Raw genomic sequence first — 18,349 nt, forward strand, 5'->3', positions numbered from 1 at the left:
GGATCCGGCGCTGCGGCGAGGCGTCCTGTGCCCGTTACACCCGTTCCGTCATGATCGATCCATGGTCATCCCGGTGTACGACAAGAACCCTGTCCGCCGCAGACCCGTGGTGACGTACGCCCTGATCGGGCTGTGCGTGGCGGTCTTCCTGATCGGCCCGGCCTCCGGGCTCAACCCCGTGTACGGCACCGGCCACGAGCTGGCGTGCGCCCAGGCCTCGTACTTCGCCCGGTGGGGTGTCATTCCCGCGGAACTCTGGCACGGGCGTGTCACCGCCGCGTCGGTCGTGATGCCGACCGGCTGCCCCCCGCCGGACGGCCTCGGACGGTCGCCCTTCGTGTCGGTGCTCACGGCGCTGTTCGTGCACGGGAGTTGGGTGCACCTGCTGGGCAACATGCTGTTCTTCTACGTCTTCGGCGACAACGTCGAGAACCGCATGGGCCGGTTGCGGTACCTCGTCTTCTACGTGGCGTGCGGCTACCTGGCCACCTACGGCTACGCCCTGGCGCACACCACGTCAACCCAGGCACTGGTCGGCGCGTCCGGCGCCATCTCCGGCGTGCTCGGCGCGTACCTCTACCTCTATCCCCGGGCGCGCGTGACCAGTCTCTTCCCCTTCCTCTTCTTCCTGCCGCTGCGCTTCCCCGCGTGGATGGTGCTGGTCTTCTGGTTCGTCCTGCAGTCCCTCGCCGGACAGGCCCCCCAGTCAGGCCCGGGCGTGGCGTACCTGGCGCACATCACCGGCTTCCTCTTCGGTTTCCTGTGCGCCTGGGGGTGCTACCGGGCAAGGCCTAAGCTTGAGGCCGCAGCCAGGGCGACCCAAGGAGACCTACAGCCGTGATCACCGCGATCGTGCTCATCAAGACCAGCGTCGACCGGATCCCCGAGATCGCGCAGTCCATCGCGGCGCTCGACAGCGTCAGCGAGGTCTACTCCGTCACCGGCACGTACGACCTGGTCGCCATGGTCCGTGTCGCCCAGCACGACCAGCTCGCGGACGTCATCCCCGGGCGCATCAGCAAGATCCCCGGCGTCGAGGCCACCGACACGCACGTGGCCTTCCGGACGTACTCCCAGCACGACCTCGAAGCCGCCTTCGCCATCGGCCTCGACTCCTAGTAGACCTCGGCTCCGGGCGCGCCCGGCGCGGCGTTACGCGGGAACGCAGCGGCCGTTCTCGGTGCGGTAGCGCCACTGGGCGCCGTCGGTGACGAGGGTGGCGACGGCGGTGAGGAAGCGCTCGACGTGCTCGTCGGGGGTACCCGCGCCGAAGGAGACGCGAACGGCGTTGAGGGTGGTGTCGCCCCCGCAGTCGCCCGGTTCCGTGTGGTCGCCGAGCAGGGTGCGGACCAGCGGATGGGCGCAGAACAGCCCGTCGCGGACGCCGATGCCGTACTCGGCCGACAGCGCCGCGGCGAAGTGGGAGCTGTTCCAGCCGTCGACCACGAAGGACAGGACGCCCACCCGCGGGGCGTCCTCGCCGAACAGGGAGAGCACCCGCACCTGCGGGATCCCCGCGAGACCGTCGCGCACCCGGGCGACGAGTGCCTGCTCGCGCTCGACGAGGGACTCGAAGCCGGCCTCGCGCAGGGCCCGGCAGGCGGAGGCGATGGCGTGGACGCCGATGACGTTGGGCGAACCGGCCTCGTGGCGGGCCTCCGTGGTGTGCCAGTCCACGTCGACGCCGCCGTCCTCGCGGCGGGCGACCCGCCGGGTGGCGCCGCCGCCCGCGAGATACGGCTCGCCCTCGCGGAGCCAGTCGGCCCGGCCGGCCAGGACGCCGGAGCCGAAGGGCGCGTAGAGCTTGTGCCCGGAGAACGCGACCCAGTCCACGTCGAGCGCGGCCACGTCGACGGGGTGGTGCGGCGCGAGCTGCGCGGCGTCCAGGACGATGCGCGCACCGTGCGCGTGGGCCGCGGCCGCCAGCTCGCGCACCGGCCAGAGCTCACCGGTCACATTGGACGCACCCGTCACGCAGACCAGCGCCGGACCCTCCGACTGACACGCGGCGAGCGCCCGCTCCAGCACGGACACCGCCTCCGCGGGGGTCCGGGGCGCGCTCAGGTAGGTGACGTCGCCCTGCCGCCAGGGCAGCAGTGAGGCGTGGTGCTCGGTCTCGAAGACGAAGACGCGGGTGCCGTCGGGCACCACGGACGCCAGCAGATTGAGCGAGTCCGTGGTCGACCGGGTGAACACGACCTGGTCGTCGGCACGGCAGCCCAGGAAGGCGGCCACCTCCGCACGGCTGCTCTCGAACAGGTCCGTCGACAGCTGCGAGAGGTAGCCCGCGCCCCGGTGCACGCTGCCGTAGTAGGGCGCGTAGGCGGCCACGTCGTCCCACACCCGCTGCAGCGCGGGCGCGCTCGCGGCGTAGTCGAGGGCGGCGTAGGCGACCTCGCCACCGGTGACGAGCGGGACGAGGACGTCGCGGCCGAGGACCGGCAGCGGGGCGGTGGTGGTGCGGACGGTCGCAGCAAGGTGCACGGACATGGCGAAGTCTCCTGTGGGCAGGGGGGAGCGACAGGGCGTCAGGGATGACGGGAAAGCCCTCGCGGCGCCGGACGGCACACGGCGGCGCGCCCGGGGAGGGTGGAAAAGGGGCCTTCGGGCCCTAGCGCATTCGCTTGCTCATGGAAGAACTCCTCATGACCGCGCTTGCCGCAGACCTCGCTGCCTGCGGCCTGGTCATCACCCGGGGCACCCCGCCACGGAAGGAGGGTTGCCGGACAGCGGGCCGGGGCCGTGTCGCTGTCACTCGTGACCTGCGCAGCATCCTGCCACAGACGCCCGGTGCCGCAAGCCGCGGTCCGCATCCCGGACATCGCACGGCGGCTCCCGGGACCGCGCGGGCCGTACCGGGAGCGCGCGAGGGCCGGAAGACGCGCGAGGGCCGGGGCGCCCGGCCCCGGCCCTCGCCTGCGAACGTCCGCGCGGCTACGCGTTCGTGGCCGCCGCCCACCGCTCCAGGGTCTTCGCGGCCGCGCCCGAGTCGATGGACTCCGCCGCCCGTGCCATTCCCGCGGCGATCCGCTCGGTCAGACTGCCCTCCGCGGCTTCCAGCGCCACCAGCGCGGCAGCGGAGTTGAGCAGGACGGCGTCCCGCACCGGCCCGGTCTCACCGGCCAGCAGCCGGCGGGCCACATCCGCGTTGTAGGCCGCGTCGGCACCCCGCAGCGCCTCGATCCGCACCAGCTCGATGCCGACGTCGCGCGGGTCGAAGGGGACCTGTTCCACGGTCCCTTCGCGCACGATCCAGACCTGCGAGGTGGAGGTGACCGTCAGCTCGTCCAGGCCGTCGTCACCGCGGAACACCAGCGCGGAGGAGCCGCGCCGTGCCAGCACCCCCGCGATCAGACCGGCCATCCGGGTGTCGAAGCAGCCGACCGCCGACGCCCCGACCCGGGCCGGATTGGTCAGCGGGCCGAGGATGTTGAAGGAGGTCGGCACCCCCAGGTCGCGCCGCGCCGAGGCCACGTAGCGCATCGCGGGGTGGAACTTGGCCGCGAAGCAGAAGGTGATGCCGATCTCCTCGGCCACCCGGGCGACGCGGTCGGGCGACAGGTCCAGGTTGATGCCCAGCTTCTCCAGCACGTCGGAGGCCCCGCTGGCACTGCTGGCCGCGCGGTTGCCGTGCTTGACGACCTTGGTCCCGGTCCCCGCGATGACGATGGCGGACATCGTCGAGATGTTGACGGTCCTGGCCCGGTCGCCGCCGGTGCCCACGATGTCGACGGCCGGCCCGGGGATGTCGAGGGGCTGCGCGTGCGCGTACATCGACTCGACGAGGCCGGTGACCTCGTCGACGGTCTCGCCCTTGGCCCGCAGCGCCACCATGAAGCCGGCGATCTGGGCGTCGGAGGCCCCGCCGCTCATGATGCGGTCCATCGCCCAGGCCGTCTCCGCGGTGCTCAGGTCCTGCCCCGCCAGCAGGGCTCCCAGGATCCCGGGCCAGGAGCGGCCCGCCGCGGTGTCGCCTCCAGCGGGGTTCACAACGCTCATGGTCCACACTCCGGGTGGTCTGACGTGCAGGGGATGGGCAACGGACGTCCTCGCCCCCACCCTATCGGCGCGGGGGAACGGGAAAGGGCCCCGTCCATCGGATGAACTCCGACGAACAGGGCCCTTCCCGGTGGCACAGCGTCCGGGATCAGTGGTGGCCGTGGCCGCTCGTGATCTCCTCGTACTCCTCGGCCGACGGCTTGGGGATCTGGGTGCCCTCGCCGTAGTAGCCGCGCGACAGCCTCGCGCGCAGTCGCGTGGTGAGGCCGACCTTCTTCTCCACGCCGTTCTCGTCCGTCGCCGGGCCGATGGCCAGCGGCTCCGGCTGCTCGTGCGAGGTGAGCGTGAACAGCTTGGCCTGGTCCAGCGGCTCGTGGATCTCGATGAACTCGCCGTGCGGCAGCCGCTTGATGATGCCGGTCTCGCGACCGTGCAGCACCTTGTCGCGGTCGCGCCGCTGCAGGCCCAGGCAGATCCGCTTCGTGATGAAGAAGACCAGCACCGGCAGCACGAAGAAGGAGATCCGGACCACCCAGGTGATCGCGTTGATCGACAGGTGGAAGCGGGTGGCGAAGAGGTCGTTGCCACCACCGACCAGCAGGATCAGGTAGAGGCTGATCCAGGCCGCGCCGATGCCGGTGCGGACCGGGCGGTTGCGGGGGCGGTCGAGCAGGTGGTGCTCGCGCTTGTCACCGGTGACCCACGACTCCAGGAACGGGTAGACGCCCATGAAGCCCAGGACCAGCGGGAAGATCACCAGCGGGATGAACACGCCCAGCACGAGCGTGTGGCCCCACAGGCTGATCTCCCAGCCCGGCATGATGCGGATCAGGCCCTCGGAGAAGCCCATGTACCAGTCGGGCTGCGCGTCGGTCGACACCTGGTCCGGCCGGTAGGGGCCGTACGCCCAGACCGGGTTGACCGACACCAGCGCGGACATGGCCGCGATGACGCCGAAGACCAGGAAGAAGAAGCCGCCCGCCTTCGCGGTGTAGACCGGCAGCAGCGGCATGCCGACCACGTTCTTCTCGGTCTTGCCGGGACCCGGGAACTGCGTGTGCTTGTGGTAGAAGACCAGGATCAGGTGGGCCACCAGCAGGCCCGCCATGATGCCCGGGATCAGCAGCACGTGGATCGTGTAGAACCGCGGCACGATGTCGTGCCCCGGGAACTCCCCGCCGAAGAGGAAGAACGACAGGTACGTGCCGACGATCGGCACGGACAGGACCGCGCCCTCCATGAACCGGATACCGGTACCCGACAGCAGGTCGTCCGGCAGCGAGTAGCCCATGAAGCCGTCGAACATGCCGAGGAACAGCAGCAGGAAGCCGAAGAGCCAGTTGACCTCGCGCGGCTTGCGGAAGGCGCCGGTGAAGAAGACGCGCATCATGTGCACGAGCATCGCGGCCACGAAGACAATGGCCGCCCAGTGGTGGATCTGCCGGACCAGCAGACCGCCGCGCACGTCGAAGCTGATGTGCAGGGTCGACGCGTACGCCTCGGACATCCTGATGCCCTGCAGCGGGGTGTACGAGCCGTCGTAGACGACCTCGTTCATCGCCGGGTGGAAGAACAGCGTCAGGTAGACACCGGTCAGGATGACGATGATGAAGCTGTAGAGGGAGATCTCGCCCAGCATGAAGGACCAGTGGTCCGGGAAGATCTTCCGCATGTTGGCCTTGGCCAGGCTGAAGATGCCCAGCCGGCCGTCCGCCCAGTCGGCGACACGCTCACCCGCGGGCGCCTTGCCGCGCGGCTTGGCGCTCACGCTCTCGTTGGTACTCATCCACGCTCCCAGAAGGCAGGGCCCACGGGCTCTTCGAAGTCGCCGAGCGCCTCGAGGTAGCCCTCGTCGTTCACGCTGATCCGCAGCTGCGGCAGAGCGTGGCCCGCCGGGCCGAAGATCACCCGGGCACCGTCGGACAGGTCGAACGTCGACTGGTGGCAGGGGCAGAGCACGTGGTGCGTCTGCTGCTCGTACAGGCTGATCGGGCAGCCGACGTGGGTGCAGATCTTCGAGTAGGCCAGGATGCCCTGGTGCGCCCAGTCGCGCGCCCGCTTGTCCTTGATGTCCTCCGGCTCGATGCGGACGATCATCAGCGCGGACTTGGCGATCTGCTCCTGGAAGTCCTCCTGGTCCTCCTCGAGCCCCTCGGGCACGGCGAAGGTCAGGGAACCGACGGCGACGTCCTCGGGACGCAGCGGCTGGTTGGTGTTCTGGTTGACCAGCAGCTTGCCCTTGGCCCACAGCGTGTGGCGGAGCTTCTCCTCCGGCAGCGGGCCGAGGTCGCGCAGCAGCATGACGCCGGACAGCGGGACCAGGGTGAGCGCGCCGAGCAGGGTGTTGCGGATCAGCTTGCGACGGCCGAGCTGGCTCTCGCGGGCGCCGTCGGCGAAGTCCTGCATCACCTGGGCCCGGGTCTCCGGGTCGGCCTCGATCGGGTGCCGGTCGGCCGGGCGCTCGGTGTCGTCCATCAGCGTGCGGGCCCAGTGGACCGCGCCCGCGCCGATGGCGAACAGGGAGACGCCCAGCGTCATGCCCAGCGCGAAGTTGAGCGCGCTGATGTGGCCCAGCGGCCAGACGTAGACGATCTTGTCGATCGGGATGACGACGAAGCTCGCGATGAAACCGAGCGTGGCGATCATCGAGGCGGTGAACAGCAGCGCCACGGTCCGCTCGGAGGACTTCGCGGCCTTCTCGTCGATGTCCTGGCGGCGCGGCAGGTGCGCGGGCAGGCCCGGGTCGGCGAACGGGTGCTCATCCGCGAGGCCGACCTGGCCACGGTCGTGAGCCGAACGCTCCGGCAGGTTCTCTTCTGACATGTCCTGACTCATGACTTCTTGGCCTTGGTGGTGTGGGCGCCGATCCAGCACGCACAGACGATCAGAACGCCGAGGCCGAAGATCCAGCCGAACAGGCCTTCAGTGACGGGGCCGAGGCTGCCCAGCGACATGCCGCCGGGGCTCGGCGCCTTGTCGCCGTTGACGGCGTTCAGGTAGGCGATGATGTCGCGCTTGTTCTGCTCGGGCATCGTGCTGTTGGGGAACGACGGCATGTTCTGCGGGCCGGTGAGCATGGCCTCGTACAGGTGCTTGTTGCTCACGCCCGAGAGCGACGGGGCGTACTTGCCGTTCGTCAGGGCGCCACCCTTGCCCTGGTAGTTGTGGCACTGCGCGCAGTTGGTGCGGAACAGCTCCCCGCCTCGCGCGGTGTCCGCGCCACTCGGGTTGGTCTGATCCTCGGTGGGCGTGGACGGGCCGGGGCCCAGCGACGCGATGTAGGCGCCGAGCTGGTCGATCTGCTTCTGCGAGTAGATGTTCTTCTTGCTCGGAACCTGCGCGCCGGGCTGCTGGGCCGGCATGCGGCCGGTGCCGACCTGGAAGTCCACGGCCGCGGAGCCGACGCCCACCAGGCTCGGGCCGTCACTGCTTCCCTGGCCCGACGTACCGTGGCAGCTGGAGCAACCGACGGCGTACAGCTTCTTGCCCTCTTCGATGGCGAGGGACTGGGAGCTGTCGTCGGCCTGCGCCTTGGGTGCGGGCGCGAGCGCCGCGTACAGCCCCCCGATGGCCGTGAGCGCGAGAAGTAGGACGACGAGCGCCGCCATCGGGTGGCGCCGTCGTGCGGAGAGCTTTTTCACGGATTACCCCGGTGTCAGGATCTCTTGCGTCGATGGGTCTGGGACACGGACCGAAGGCCGCGGCTGCCGCGGCGGTCCGCTTACTTGATCAGGTAGATCGTGGCGAAGAGGCCGATCCAGACGACATCGACGAAGTGCCAGTAGTAGGAGACGACGATGGCGGCGGTGGCCTGTTCGTGGGTGAACCGCCTGGCCGCGTAGGTCCGTCCCAGGACCAGCAGGAAGGCGATGAGACCGCCCGTCACGTGCAGACCGTGGAAGCCGGTGGTCAGGTAGAACACCGAACCGTACGGGTCCGAGGACAGCGAAAGGCCGTCCTCCTTGACCAGGTTCGTGTACTCGAAGATCTGACCGCCGATGAAGATCGCGCCCATGATGAAGGTGACCGTGAACCACGCGCGCAGCTTCTTCACATCGCCGCGCTCGGCGGCGAAGACACCCATCTGGCAGGTGAAGGAGGAGAGCACGAGGATCGTGGTGTTCGCCGCCGAGAACGGAACGTTCAGGAGATCGGCGTGAGCCTTCCAGTACTCGGCACCCGTCACCGAGCGAAGGGTGAAGTACATCGCGAAGAGGGCCGCGAAGAACATCAGCTCGGAACTCAGCCAGATGATGGTTCCGACGCTGGTGAGGTTCGGCCGGTTGACCGACGGGTGCGCGTGCCCGGTTTCTACTGCTGTTGCTGTCGCCACGACCGACATTATGTCGGTCCCTTATCTCGCGCTCACTCCGGGGGGTGCCATTCGGTGTGTCAAGGCCGTTGGGACAGCGGCAGAGATCGCCCGAAGGAGCTAACACTCCTCGAAGGACCCTGCTCAGGAGTAAGGTTCGGCCACAGGCAGGCGACTCCACGAAGGCGAGGAGGCACGGATGCAGACGACCGCGACGGTGCTGGTCTACAGCGACGACAGGAACACCCGGGAGCAGGTCCGTCTAGCCGTCGGACGCCGCCCCGCAGCCGACTTGCCGCCGGTGGAGTACCTGGAGTGCGCGACCCTTCCCGCCGTGCTGAGCGCGCTGGAGAACGGCGGCATCGACGCGTGCGTGCTGGACGGCGAGTCCGTGCCGGCTGGCGGCATGGGTGTGTGCCGGCAGGTCAAGGACGAGATCTTCCGCTGCCCGCCGGTGCTGGTGCTGATCGGACGCCCCCAGGACGCCTGGCTGGCCAGCTGGAGCCGGGCCGACGCGGCGGTGAGCCACCCCGTCGACCCGGTCGAGCTGAGCGCCGCCCTGGCGGGGCTGCTCAGGCAGCGTCTGTCCGTCGACGCGTAGCCGGCGCAGAGGTCACAGGACCGGCCGCAGACGGGCCTGCGGGTCGTCCGTGTCGTCCGCCGCGGCCGGGTCGGTGCCGGCCCGCGCCCCGGCGGCGCTGCCCTTGCGCCAGTCGGCCCAGCTGAGGTTCCAGTCGCCGAATCCGTTCCCGAACGGCGCCATCTCGTCACCCAGGCTGTGCGTGACCACCACGATGTCCCCACGCCGCACGTTGTCGAAGAACCAGTGCGCGTTGTCCGTGCTCATCCCGGTGCATCCGTGGCTGACGTTGGCGACGCCCTGCGAGCCCACCGACCAGGGCGCGGCGTGCACGTACTCGCCGCTCCAGGTCACCCGGGTGGCCCACTGCACGGGCAGGTCGTAGGCGTCCGAACTGCCCGACGCGATGCCCACGGTCTCGCTGCGCATCCGTACGTTGGCCTCCTGGCCCAGCACGACCTTGATGCCGTTGCGGGTGGAGAAGCCGGGCTTGCCGGTGGTGACCGGGATGGTGCGCACGACGCGGCCGTTGCGCTTGAAGGTCATGGTGTGCGTCTCGGCGTCCGTGAGCGCCTCCACCCGATCGCCGGTGCGCAGCGTCAGGGGTTTGGCCGGGCCGCCGTACATGCCGCCCTTGATGTGCAGGCCGTCGAGGGTGCTGCGCACCTCGATCCGGGCGTGCGCGGGCCAGTAGGTGCGCGGGCGGTAGTGCAGGGTGCGGTCGTCCACCCAGTACCAGGCGCCCTGGCCGGCCGACGGCGCGGAGTCGACGTGCAGACTGCGCTCGACGGCGATGCGTGCGTTGATGTCCTTGACCGGGGCGCTGAGTTCGGCGGTGACGGGCTGTCCGACGCCGTAGGTGCCGCTCTCGGGGCCGAAGGTGACCCGCAGCAGCTTGTCGGGGGCACGGGTGTCCAGCGCCAGCGTCTTGCGGCCCTGACGGCCGTCCTTGTCCTCGGTGCTCACCCGTACGGTGTAGTGGGCCCCCGCCCCCAGTGCGGAGGTGCTCTGCCAGTGCCTGCCGTCCTCGGAGAGCCGCCCGCGGATGAATCGGCCGGCGCCGTCGGTGGCCGTCACATCCGTGATGCGCTTGCTGTCACCCTTGACGGTGATTTCCAGCGGCTTCCGGGGGTCGGCCTTCTTCGTGCCCGTGCCCGCGGCCCACACCACGTCGCCCGAAGCGTCGTAGGGAGCTTTGGCCAACGGATCGCCGCCACCCGAGCAGCTGGCGAGCGGAGCTGCCGCCACCGCTGTCACGAGTGCGATCGCCATTCGGCGGGGAGAAAAGAGACCCATGATCACACGTTATGCATAAGAGCCCGTTCGCGCGCGTCGGGCGCGTGCGAACGGGCGAGGCCCGGACCCCATTCGGGTGTCCGGGCCTCGCCCGTGTGCGCGACGGGCTCACTGGGTGCGGTTCTCGCCCCGGTAGTACTCGAAGACCCAGCCCCACAGTCCGAAGAGGATGAAGGGCGCGCCGAAGTAGATCAGCCACCAGCCGAAGATGATGCCGAGGAACGCGGTGGCACCACCGAAGGCCAGCAGCAGCGGCTGCCAGCTGTGCGGGCTGAAGAAGCCCAGCTCGCCGGCGTCGTCCGCGACGTCCGCGTCCTCACGGTCCTGTGCCCCGGTGTCCGCCCGGCGGGCGGTGAAGGCCAGGTAGAACCCGATCATCACGGCCAGGCCGAAGGAGAGGAACAGCGCCGTGGTGCCGACCGGCTCCTTGGACCACAGACCGTAGATGACGGCCATGGCCAGGAAGAAGAAGGAGAGCCACAGGAACAGCCTGCCCTGGAACTTCACTTGCCCGTCTCCTTCTCATCGCCGCCGGAGACGGCCTTGGGGGCCGGGCCGACGTTCTCCAGCTGGTCCTGAGCGGCGATCTCCGGGTGGTGGAGGTCGAACGCCGGGGATTCGGACCGGATGCGCGGCAGCGTGAGGAAGTTGTGCCGCGGCGGCGGGCAGGAGGTCGCCCACTCCAGCGAGCGGCCGTAGCCCCACGGGTCGTCGACCTCGACCGGCTTGCCGTACTTGGCGGTCTTCCACACGTTGTAGAAGAACGGCAGCATCGACAGGCCCAGCAGGAACGAGCTGATGGTCGAGATGGTGTTCAGCGTGGTGAAGCCGTCCGCGGCCAGGTAGTCCGCGTAGCGGCGCGGCATGCCCTCGGCGCCCAGCCAGTGCTGGACGAGGAACGTGCCGTGGAAGCCGAAGAACAGCGTCCAGAAGGTGATCTTGCCCAGCCGCTCGTCCAGCATCTTGCCGGTGAACTTCGGCCACCAGAAGTGGAAGCCGGAGAACATCGCGAAGACGACGGTTCCGAAGACGACGTAGTGGAAGTGCGCCACCACGAAGTACGAGTCGGAGACGTGGAAGTCCAGCGGTGGCGAAGCCAGGATGACACCGGTCAGACCACCGAAGGCGAAGGTGATCAGGAAGCCGATCGCCCAGAGCATCGGTGTCTCGAAACTCAGTGAGCCCTTCCACATCGTGCCGATCCAGTTGAAGAACTTCACACCGGTCGGTACCGCGATCAGGAAGGTCATGAACGAGAAGAACGGCAGCAGCACGCCGCCGGTGACGTACATGTGGTGGGCCCACACGGTCGCCGAGAGGCCAGCGATGGAGATGGTCGCCGCGATGAGGCTGACGTAACCGAACATCGGTTTCCGGGAGAAGACCGGAATGACCTCGCTGATGATGCCGAAGAACGGCAGCGCGATGATGTACACCTCTGGGTGCCCGAAGAACCAGAACAGGTGTTGCCACAGCAAGGCGCCGCCGTTGGCGGCGTCGAACACATGGGCACCGAACTTGCGGTCCGCCTCCAGGGCGAGCAGCGCGGCGGCCAGCACCGGGAAGGCGAAGAGCACCAGCACACCGGTGAGCAGCACGTTCCAGACGAAGATCGGCATCCGGAACATCGTCATGCCGGGGGCGCGCATGCAGATGATCGTGGTGATGAAGTTGACCGAGCCGAGGATCGTACCGAAGCCGGAGAAGGCCAGACCCATGATCCACAGGTCGCCGCCGATGCCCGGCGAGCGGACCGCGTCGGTGAGCGGGGAGTAGGCGAACCAGCCGAAGTCGGCGGCGCCGTTCGGCGTCAGGAAGCCGGCGACCGCGATGAGCGAGCCGAACAGGTAGAGCCAGTAGGCGAACATGTTCAGCCGCGGGAACGCGACGTCGGGGGCGCCGATCTGCAGCGGCATGATCCAGTTCGCGAAACCGGCGAACAGCGGCGTCGCGAACATCAGCAGCATCACGGTGCCGTGCATCGTGAAGAGCTGGTTGAACTGCTCGTTCGACACCACCTGGGTGCCGGGGCGGGCGAGCTCGGCGCGCATGATGAGCGCCATGATGCCGCCGATGATGAAGAAGAAGAACGACGTCGCGAGGTAGAGCGAGCCGATCGTCTTGTGGTCGGTCGTGGTCAGCCACTTCACGACCGCCGCGCCGGGCTGCTTGGTGCGCAGCGGCAGCTCGTCCTCGTACGTGTCTTCGTGCGCCGCGGCCGCGCCGTGGGGTTCGTTGAGAATGCTCACTGGGTCTTGGTCTCCGCGTTCTTGGCGTTGCCGGTGGTGGCAATGCCTGCCGGGACGTAACCGGTCTGGCCCTTCTTCGCCAGGTCCTTCAGGTGCTGCTGGTACTGCGCCGGAGAGACGACCTTGACGTTGAAGAGCATCCGGGAGTGGTCCACGCCGCACAGCTCGGCGCACTTGCCCATGAAGGTGCCCTCCTTGTTGGGGGTCACCTGGAAGACGTTGGTGTGCCCGGGGATGACGTCCATCTTCATCAGGAAGGGGACCACCCAGAAGTCGTGGATGACGTCACGCGAGGTGAGCACAAAACGAACCGACTCGCCCTTCGGCAGCCACAGGGTCGGGCCCGGGTTGCCGGTGTCCGGGTCCCGGGTGGCCGCGGAGCCGAAGTCGTAGACGCCGTCCGCACCGGCGGGCGCGTCCAGCTTCTTCGCCGAGATCGAGGAGAGCTCCGCGGGCACCTTGCCGGCCGGGGGCGTCGACGGGTTGCCGTCCACGTCCTCGACGTAGTTGAAGGCCCAGCTCCACTGGAAGCCGACCACGTTGATGACGTGGTCGGGCCGCTTCGAGGTCTCCAGGAGCTTGGACTCGTCCCGCGCGGTGAAGTAGAAGAGCACCGAGATGATGACCAGCGGAACCGTGGTGAAGAGCGCCTCGATCGGCATGTTGTACCGGATCTGGGGCGGCACCTCCACCCTGGTGCGGCTGCGGCGGTGGAAGATGATGCTCCAGAGGATCAGTCCCCAGACGAGCACACCGACCGCGAACGCGGCCGCCCAGGAACCCTGCCAGAGCGAGAGGATCCGCGGTGCCTCGGCTGTTGCGGGGCTGGGCATGCCGAGGCGGGGGAAGTCCTCGTATGTGCAACCGGTGGCGGTCGCAAGGACCAGGCCCGCGGCCAGCGCCTGCGGCAGAATCCGCCGCATCGGGCGCCGCGACGAGCGGTCGGAGCCGTAGGGACTCACGTAGCGCCTTCCCGAGAGTCTCGCCCGCGCGTCCGGATTCCCGGCCTGTGCTGGTCGGTCGCCCTGGCGCGGGCAGTGGTGTGGATGTTTATGCGGACCAAACCCTACTGGACTCGTTTTTGGGCCGCGCGGGGAGGGGTGCCAACGCGCCGGGGCGGCCCCCGAAGGGGTGTCGGACGCCGTCCCGTACTCGCGGAACGCCCCGTTCCGGGGCCTTCTGACGCAGGCCCAGAAGCCGTCGGGACCCACGGGGCGTACCGTGCGGGACGTGCCCTATTTCGATGCCGCATCCGCCGCTCCCCTGCATCCCGTCGCCCGTCAGGCCCTGCTCGCCGCCCTCGACGAGGGCTGGGCCGACCCCGCCCGGCTGTACCGGGAGGGGCGCCGGGCCCGACTGCTGCTGGACGCGGCGCGGGAGGCCGCGGCGGAGGCCGTGGGGTGCCGGCCGGACGAACTGGTTTTCACTCCTTCGGGGACACGCGCGGTCCACGCGGCGGTCTCCGGGGCATTGGCCGGACGGCGGCGGGTGGGGCGGCACGCGGTCGTCTCCGCGGTCGAGCACTCCTCCGTCCTGCACGCGGTGGAGGGCGGCCCGGTGACCGAGGTGGGGGTGGACCGCACCGGCCTGGTCGACGCCGCCGCCTTCGCGGAGGCGCTGCGGGAGGACACCGCGCTGGCCTGTCTGCAGTCCGCCAACCACGAGGTGGGCACGGTGCAGCCGATCGCGGAGGTGGCGGAACGGTGCCGGGCGGCCGGGGTGCCGCTGCTGGTGGACGCCGCCCAGTCGCTGGGCTGGGGTCCGGTCGAGGGCCCCTGGTCCCTGCTGGCGGCGAGCGCGCACAAGTGGGGCGGGCCGTCCGGGGTCGGGCTGCTCGCGGTGCGCAAGGGCACCCGCTTCGCTCCCCAGGGACCCACGGACGAAAGGGAGTCCGGCCGCGCCCCCGGCTTCGAGAACCTCCCGGCCGTCGTCGCGGCGGCCGCCTCGCTGCGCGCGGTGCGCGCGGAGGCGGTCGCGGAGGCGGCACGTCTGTCGGCGCTGGTCGACCGGATCCGCGCCCGGGTGCCGGAGCTGGTGGCGGACGTCGAGGTCGTCGGGCACCCTTCGCTGCGACTGCCCAACGTCGTGACGTTCTCCTGTCTTTATGTCGACGGCGAGGCGCTGCTGCACGAACTCGACCGGGCGGGCTGGTCCGTCTCCTCCGGGTCGTCGTGCACGTCGAGCACCCTGACGCCCAGCCATGTCCTCAAGGCCATGGGCGTGCTGTCGGAGGGGAACGTCCGCGTGTCGCTGCCGTACGGCGCGGTGGCCGACGACGTCGAGGGCTTCCTGGAGACACTGCCCGGCGTCGTCCGGACCGTCCGCGAACGCCTCGGCGCCCCCGAGCCGTCGGCCCGGCCCACCGGCGGGGCGGGCGAGGGCCTGCCGGAGCTGGTGGTGGACTCCCTCGGCAAGCGGTGCCCGATCCCGGTCATCGAGCTGGCGAAGGTGATCGAGGACGTGCCGGTCGGCGGCATCGTCTCCGTCCTGTCCGACGACGAGGCCGCCCGGCTCGACATCCCCGCCTGGTGCGAGATGCGCGGCCAGGAGTACGCCGGTGCGCACGAGGCGCCGCGTGGCGTCGCCTACTGGGTGCGCCGGCTGTCCTGACCCCTCGCGCACCCGCGCCCCGCCGCCCCGGAAGGGCGGCGGGGCGCGAAGGAAACGGCGCGGCGAGGTCAGCGCAGGTGCGTGCGGACCTCGTCGGCGGCCTCGTCGCCGTAGGCCTTGGTGAAGCGGTCCATGAAGTGCGCCCGGCGCAGCTGGTACTCCTGGGTGCCGAGGGTCTCGATGACCAGGGTGGCGAGCATGCAGCCCACCTGCGCGGCGCGCTCGTGCCCGACGCCCCAGGCGAGACCGGACAGGAAGCCGGCACGGAAGGCGTCGCCCACGCCGGTGGGGTCGACCTTGGCCTCCTCCTCGGCGCATCCGACGACGATCGACTCCTCGCCGACCCGCTCGATGCGCACACCGCGGGACCCCAGGGTGGTGACCCGGGTGCCGACCCGGCCGAGGATCTCCTCCTCGGTCCAGCCGGTCTTGGACTCGATGAGGCCCTTCTCGTACTCGTTGGAGAAGAGATAGGCCGCGCCGTCCAGCAGTATCCGGATCTCGTCGCCGTTCATACGGGCGATCTGCTGCGAGAAGTCCGCGGCCCACGGGATGCCGCGGGAACGGCACTCCTCGGTGTGGCGGAGCATCGCCTCCGGGTCGTCGGCGCCGATGAGGACCAGGTCGAGGCCGCCGACGCGGGCGGCGACGGAGTGCAGCTCGATGAGGCGGGCCTCGCTCATCGCACCGGTGTAGAAGGAGCCGATCTGGTTGTGGTCGGCGTCGGTGGTGCAGACGAAGCGCGCGGTGTGCAGGACCTCGGAGATCCGCACCGACGCGGTGTCCACACCGTGCCGGTCCAGCCACGCCCGGTAGTCGTCGAAGTCGGAGCCGGCGGCCCCGACGAGCACGGGCCGTACACCCAGTTGGCCCATTCCGAAGCAGATGTTCGCGCCGACGCCTCCACGGCGCACGTCGAGGGTGTCGACCAGGAAGGAGAGGGAGACCGTGTGCAGCTGGTCCGCGACGAGCTGGTCGGCGAATCGGCCGGGGAAGGTCATCAGATGGTCGGTGGCGATGGAGCCGGTGACTGCGATACGCACGGCTGGGCTGCTCCTGCGGGGGGCGGACGTGGAAACGGGCAACGGAGCTGTCAACGCTACCGGGTGCACCGGTGAACGCCGACACGGAGAAACTACCCGATAGTAGGGCTTTCTCATGTGATTCAGGATGCCTAGGGTCGGCTTATGACCCCTTCCCTGCCCGCCGCCCCGCTCGGCGAACCTGAGACGCTCGCCGAGCTGCTCGGCGACTGCCGCAAGATGGCCCAGCACTGGGAGACCCCCGCCGCGACGGAGGTCTCACGGGTCGCCCCCTCCACCCTGCAGGGCATCACGGTGCCCGAGGCGTCCGCGCACGTCGTCGAGGGCATGGCCGAGTACGGCGACTGATCGGAACCGCGACGCGCTCCGGCCCGTCCAAGTGACGTCCCGCTCCTGAGTCACAGGGGCGTCATCTGCTGTACCCCGTGGTACGGGAGCCGAAGGAGCCACCGTGGAGAGCGAGAGCGCGCCGCCGCGCCGCCGGCGCAGGCCGTCCTGGGCCGTCACCGCGGTCGCCGCGGCCGTGCTGGCCGCCGGGGGCGGCGGCGCCTACTGGGCGAGCGCCCAGGGCGGCACGCCCGGTACCCCCGCCGGCGCCGGGAACGGCGCCGGGAACGGGTCCCCAACGCCGCTGGAGCTCGACGGCGCCACGCACGGCCCGGTCGGCGACCCGGTCCTGAGGACCGACCTGCCCGCCGGTCCGTCGTCCGCCGCCCTTCAGCGCCCCGGCACGGTCTCCCGGTCCGCGGTGGAGAAGCTGGCACGCGCCCTGGGCATGTCCGGGACGGTCGGCTCCGACCACGGCGCGTGGAAGGCCGGCGGCACCCCGGACGGCGGCGGGCCCGCCCTGCGGGTGAACCAGCAGGCGCCCGGCGACTGGGCGTACTCCCGCTACACCACCGCCTCCCCGCCGAAGAAGCGCCTCCCCGCCCCGGGCGACCAGGCGGTGCCCGCCGACCGGGCGCTGCGCGAGGCGGCTCCCGTGCTCGCGGCACTCGGCCTGAAGGACGCCCGCACCGACGCCGGCGAGTCCGCGGGAGCCCTTCGCGAGGTCACCGCGGACCCGCGGGTCGCGGGCCTGCCGACGCACGGGTGGCGCACGGTGCTGACCGTGGGCCACGAGGGCGTGGTCACGGCGTACGGGTCGATGGCGCCGCTGACCCGGGGCGACACCTATCCCGTGGTGTCGGCCGAGGAGGCGCTGGAGCAGCTGCGGCGCTCCGGCACCGGCGGCGACCTGGGGCTTCGCACCTGCCCGACGGTGGTCCCCAAGGAGTCCCGCGCACCCGGCGAGGACCCGGCGCTGCCGAGGCAGCTGCCGTGCCTGCCGTCCGGCCCCCGGGGCCAGGAGATCCGCAAGGCCGAGTTCGGGCTGTCGGCGCAGTTCGTGAGCGGGCGGCGGGCACTGGTCCCGTCGTGGCTGTTCACGCTGACGCAGCCCGGCGTGCGGGGCACCTCGGTGCTGGCGCAGCCCGCCGTGGACCCGGCGTACCTGCGCGGCGGCCCGTCACCCTCGACCGGGCCCGGGGCCCCCGGCCCGGGCACGGCGCCGCGGGCGGGGACGACGAAGGTGGAGTCGTACACCGTCGAGGGCTCGAAGCTGACCCTGCGCTTCTGGGGCGGCGTCTGCAGCAGCTACGCGGCGACCGCCGACGGCTCGGGCCGGGTGGTGGAGGTGCGCGTCACCTCGGTGGAGAAGAACCCCGGCGCGGCCTGCATCATGATCGCCAAGAAGTTCACCCGCACGGTCTCCCTGGACCGGCCGCTCGGCGACCGGAAGGTCGTGGACCTCTCCGACGGCAGCACCGTGCCGCACACCTGATCCCGCACAACGCCGGAGGCGGCGGACACCGTTCGGTGTCCGCCGCCTCCGTGTGCGTGCGCGTCCGCGCCGGGACTCAGTGGAAGGAGTCGCCGCAGGCGCAGGAGCCGGTCGCGTTCGGGTTGTCGATCGTGAAGCCCTGCTTCTCGATCGTGTCCACAAAGTCGATCGAGGCGCCGCCGAGGTACGGGGCGCTCATGCGGTCGGTGACGACCTTGACGCCGCCGAAGTCCTTCACGACGTCGCCGTCGAGCGCGCGCTCGTCGAAGAACAGCTGATAGCGAAGACCGGAGCAGCCGCCCGGCTGGACGGCGACGCGCAGCGCGAGGTCTTCGCGGCCTTCCTGCTCGAGCAGGCTCTTGACCTTGGAGGCCGCTGCGTCGGACAGCAGGATGCCCTCGCTCTGGCTGGTCTCGTCCTGAACCGTCATCTGATCAC

General features: G+C 70.3%; 18 protein-coding genes and 1 riboswitch. Of the genes, 6 read left to right on the top strand and 12 right to left on the bottom strand.

Annotated features, from left to right (window positions below):
• The first annotated feature begins 61 nt into the window (after positions 1-61).
• Positions 62-841 (top strand): rhomboid family intramembrane serine protease, encoded by a 780-nt coding sequence (locus tag PV364_RS23135; protein WP_319662122.1) that lies wholly within the window; start codon positions 62-64, stop codon positions 839-841.
• Entirely contained in the window at positions 838-1,119 is a 282-nt protein-coding gene (locus PV364_RS23140; protein ID WP_319662123.1) for an Lrp/AsnC family transcriptional regulator, read from the top strand. The genes PV364_RS23135 and PV364_RS23140 overlap by 4 nt, the downstream gene beginning before the upstream one ends.
• A 33-nt stretch (positions 1,120-1,152) precedes the next feature.
• On the opposite strand, the gene PV364_RS23145 is transcribed toward PV364_RS23140, so the two are convergent.
• From PV364_RS23145 to PV364_RS23170, 6 genes are all read right to left on the bottom strand, one after another.
• Complete coding sequence (locus tag PV364_RS23145) at positions 1,153-2,490, bottom strand: aminotransferase class V-fold PLP-dependent enzyme (protein ID WP_319662124.1); 1,338 nt, start codon at positions 2,488-2,490, stop codon at positions 1,153-1,155.
• 156 nt (positions 2,491-2,646) lie between these two features.
• Positions 2,647-2,763: riboswitch (SAM riboswitch) on the bottom strand.
• Positions 2,764-2,934: 171 nt separating this feature from the next.
• On the bottom strand, positions 2,935-3,999 hold the full coding sequence (gene trpD, locus PV364_RS23150) for an anthranilate phosphoribosyltransferase (protein ID WP_319662126.1): 1,065 nt from the start codon (positions 3,997-3,999) through the stop codon (positions 2,935-2,937).
• A 148-nt stretch (positions 4,000-4,147) separates the two neighbouring features.
• Entirely contained in the window at positions 4,148-5,785 is a 1,638-nt protein-coding gene (locus PV364_RS23155) for a cytochrome bc complex cytochrome b subunit (RefSeq protein WP_319662127.1), read from the bottom strand.
• A complete protein-coding gene (locus PV364_RS23160; protein ID WP_319662128.1) occupies positions 5,782-6,822 on the bottom strand; it encodes a ubiquinol-cytochrome c reductase iron-sulfur subunit in 1,041 nt (346 codons plus the stop codon). Before PV364_RS23160 ends, PV364_RS23155 begins: the two co-directional genes overlap by 4 nt.
• An 8-nt stretch (positions 6,823-6,830) precedes the next feature.
• Positions 6,831-7,640 (bottom strand): cytochrome c, encoded by an 810-nt coding sequence (locus PV364_RS23165; protein WP_319662129.1) that lies wholly within the window; start codon positions 7,638-7,640, stop codon positions 6,831-6,833.
• Positions 7,641-7,720: 80 nt separating this feature from the next.
• Positions 7,721-8,341 carry a heme-copper oxidase subunit III gene (locus PV364_RS23170; RefSeq protein WP_319662130.1) on the bottom strand — a complete coding sequence of 207 codons (621 nt, stop codon included), beginning with the start codon at positions 8,339-8,341 and terminating at the stop codon, positions 7,721-7,723.
• A gap of 169 nt (positions 8,342-8,510) precedes the next feature.
• Here PV364_RS23170 and PV364_RS23175 point away from each other — a divergent pair, with 169 nt between their 5' ends.
• Positions 8,511-8,912 carry a hypothetical protein gene (locus PV364_RS23175; RefSeq protein ID WP_319662131.1) on the top strand — a complete coding sequence of 134 codons (402 nt, stop codon included), beginning with the start codon at positions 8,511-8,513 and terminating at the stop codon, positions 8,910-8,912.
• A 12-nt stretch (positions 8,913-8,924) separates the two neighbouring features.
• Here the strand turns inward: PV364_RS23175 and PV364_RS23180 are convergent, their stop codons facing one another.
• From PV364_RS23180 to coxB, 4 genes are all read right to left on the bottom strand, one after another.
• Complete coding sequence (locus PV364_RS23180; protein WP_319662132.1) at positions 8,925-10,163, bottom strand: L,D-transpeptidase; 1,239 nt, start codon at positions 10,161-10,163, stop codon at positions 8,925-8,927.
• A 132-nt stretch (positions 10,164-10,295) separates the two neighbouring features.
• A complete protein-coding gene (locus PV364_RS23185) occupies positions 10,296-10,694 on the bottom strand; it encodes a cytochrome c oxidase subunit 4 (protein ID WP_319662134.1) in 399 nt (132 codons plus the stop codon).
• The gene (gene ctaD, locus PV364_RS23190; protein WP_319662135.1) at positions 10,691-12,436 is read right to left on the bottom strand and encodes a cytochrome c oxidase subunit I; all 1,746 of its coding nucleotides are present in this window, start codon (positions 12,434-12,436) and stop codon (positions 10,691-10,693) included. The genes PV364_RS23185 and ctaD overlap by 4 nt, the downstream gene beginning before the upstream one ends.
• Positions 12,433-13,398 carry a cytochrome c oxidase subunit II gene (gene coxB / locus PV364_RS23195; protein WP_319662137.1) on the bottom strand — a complete coding sequence of 322 codons (966 nt, stop codon included), beginning with the start codon at positions 13,396-13,398 and terminating at the stop codon, positions 12,433-12,435. Before coxB ends, ctaD begins: the two co-directional genes overlap by 4 nt.
• Before the next feature lie 268 nt (positions 13,399-13,666).
• On the opposite strand from coxB, the gene PV364_RS23200 reads away from it, so the two are divergent.
• The gene (locus tag PV364_RS23200; RefSeq protein ID WP_319662138.1) at positions 13,667-15,046 is read left to right on the top strand and encodes a cysteine desulfurase/sulfurtransferase TusA family protein; all 1,380 of its coding nucleotides are present in this window, start codon (positions 13,667-13,669) and stop codon (positions 15,044-15,046) included.
• Between the two features lie 68 nt (positions 15,047-15,114).
• Here PV364_RS23200 and PV364_RS23205 read toward each other — a convergent pair whose 3' ends face one another.
• Entirely contained in the window at positions 15,115-16,089 is a 975-nt protein-coding gene (locus PV364_RS23205; protein ID WP_319662139.1) for a carbohydrate kinase family protein, read from the bottom strand.
• Positions 16,090-16,233: 144 nt separating this feature from the next.
• Between PV364_RS23205 and PV364_RS23210 the strand changes: the two genes are divergently transcribed.
• Entirely contained in the window at positions 16,234-16,437 is a 204-nt protein-coding gene (locus PV364_RS23210; RefSeq protein ID WP_319662140.1) for a hypothetical protein, read from the top strand.
• 103 nt (positions 16,438-16,540) lie between these two features.
• A complete protein-coding gene (locus PV364_RS23215; protein WP_319662141.1) occupies positions 16,541-17,911 on the top strand; it encodes a hypothetical protein in 1,371 nt (456 codons plus the stop codon).
• 76 nt (positions 17,912-17,987) lie between these two features.
• On the opposite strand, the gene PV364_RS23220 is transcribed toward PV364_RS23215, so the two are convergent.
• Positions 17,988-18,341, bottom strand: a complete 354-nt coding sequence (locus tag PV364_RS23220; RefSeq protein ID WP_319662142.1) for a HesB/IscA family protein — start codon at positions 18,339-18,341, stop codon at positions 17,988-17,990.
• Positions 18,342-18,349 lie beyond the last annotated feature (8 nt).

The sequence above is a fragment of the Streptomyces sp. MI02-7b genome (assembly GCF_033793585.1).
Lineage (GTDB): Bacteria > Actinomycetota > Actinomycetes > Streptomycetales > Streptomycetaceae > Actinacidiphila.